The organism is Arthrobacter sp. H41, from assembly GCF_000520535.1.
In the GTDB taxonomy this organism is placed as follows: domain Bacteria; phylum Actinomycetota; class Actinomycetes; order Actinomycetales; family Micrococcaceae; genus Arthrobacter_D.
On record NZ_KI914786.1, the window covers coordinates 45,397 to 46,834 of the forward strand.

The 1,438-nt window shown below is 70.9% G+C and carries 2 pseudogenes; both read left to right on the forward strand.

From position 1 onward, the window contains the following. Window positions 1-629: pseudogene (locus tag Y705_RS21810) on the forward strand (bifunctional [glutamine synthetase] adenylyltransferase/[glutamine synthetase]-adenylyl-L-tyrosine phosphorylase); the annotation flags it as partial. A 2-nt stretch (window positions 630-631) separates the two neighbouring features. Continuing rightward, a pseudogene (locus Y705_RS21815) lies at window positions 632-1,438 on the forward strand (bifunctional [glutamine synthetase] adenylyltransferase/[glutamine synthetase]-adenylyl-L-tyrosine phosphorylase); the annotation flags it as partial.

The window sequence follows — 1,438 nt, forward strand, 5'->3', positions numbered from 1 at the left end:
AAGCCCGGGCCGTGGCGGGCGACCCCGAGCTGGGCCGCCGCTACGAGGAGGGCATCGCGCCGCTGGTCTGGGCCTCCTCCCAGCGCGACGGCTTCGTCGAGGCGGTGCGGGCCATGCGGCGGAGGGTGACGGAGAACATCCCCCGCAGCGAGGAGGCCCGGCAGCTCAAGCTGGGACCGGGGGGCCTTCGCGACATCGAGTTCACCGTGCAGCTGCTTCAACTGGTGCACGGCCGGGTCGATACCACCCTGCGGGTGCGGGACACCGTGGGCGCCATTCGGGCGCTCAGTGCCGGCGGCTATATCGGGCGCTCTGATGCTGTCGATTTCGACGGCGCCTACCGCTACCTCCGCGTGCTCGAGCACCGCCTCCAGCTCACCCGGATGCGCCGTACGCACCTGATGCCGAGGACCGACGACGAGGCCGCCCTCCGCGCACTGGCCCGCTCGTCAGCGGGCGCTTCGACGGGTACGCGACCCAGTGCCCAGGGACTGCTCGAGGAATGGCAGCACACCAAGCGCCTGGTGCGGCGCCTCCATGACTCGATCTTCTACCGGCCGCTCCTCAACACTGCCGCGAACCTGAGCGCCGAGGATGTCCAGCTCACACCGGAAGCGGCGCAGGCACGGCCCGGGACGGTCCGCTGGTCCGCACGCTCGAGTCGCACCTGAGCTACTACGAACGATGGGCGCAGATGTGGGAGTTCCAGGCGCTCCTGAAAGCCCGGGCCGTGGCGGGCGACCCCGAGCTGGGCCGCCGCTACGAGGAGGGCATCGCGCCGCTGGTCTGGGCCTCCTCCCAGCGCGACGGCTTCGTCGAGGCGGTGCGGGCCATGCGGCGGAGGGTGACGGAGAACATCCCCCGCAGCGAGGAGGCCCGGCAGCTCAAGCTGGGACCGGGGGGCCTTCGCGACATCGAGTTCACCGTGCAGCTGCTTCAACTGGTGCACGGCCGGGTCGATACCACCCTGCGGGTGCGGGACACCGTGGGCGCCATTCGGGCGCTCAGTGCCGGCGGCTATATCGGGCGCTCTGATGCTGTCGATTTCGACGGCGCCTACCGCTACCTCCGCGTGCTCGAGCACCGCCTCCAGCTCACCCGGATGCGCCGTACGCACCTGATGCCGAGGACCGACGACGAGGCCGCCCTCCGCGCACTGGCCCGCTCGTCAGCGGGCGCTTCGACGGGTACGCGACCCAGTGCCCAGGGACTGCTCGAGGAATGGCAGCACACCAAGCGCCTGGTGCGGCGCCTCCATGACTCGATCTTCTACCGGCCGCTCCTCAACACTGCCGCGAACCTGAGCGCCGAGGATGTCCAGCTCACACCGGAAGCGGCGCAGGCACGGCTGGCGGCGCTCGGGTACTCGGATCCGAAGGGTGCCATGCGGCACATCGAGGCCCTTACCGGCGGGATCCGGCGCCGGGCCGTGCTGCAG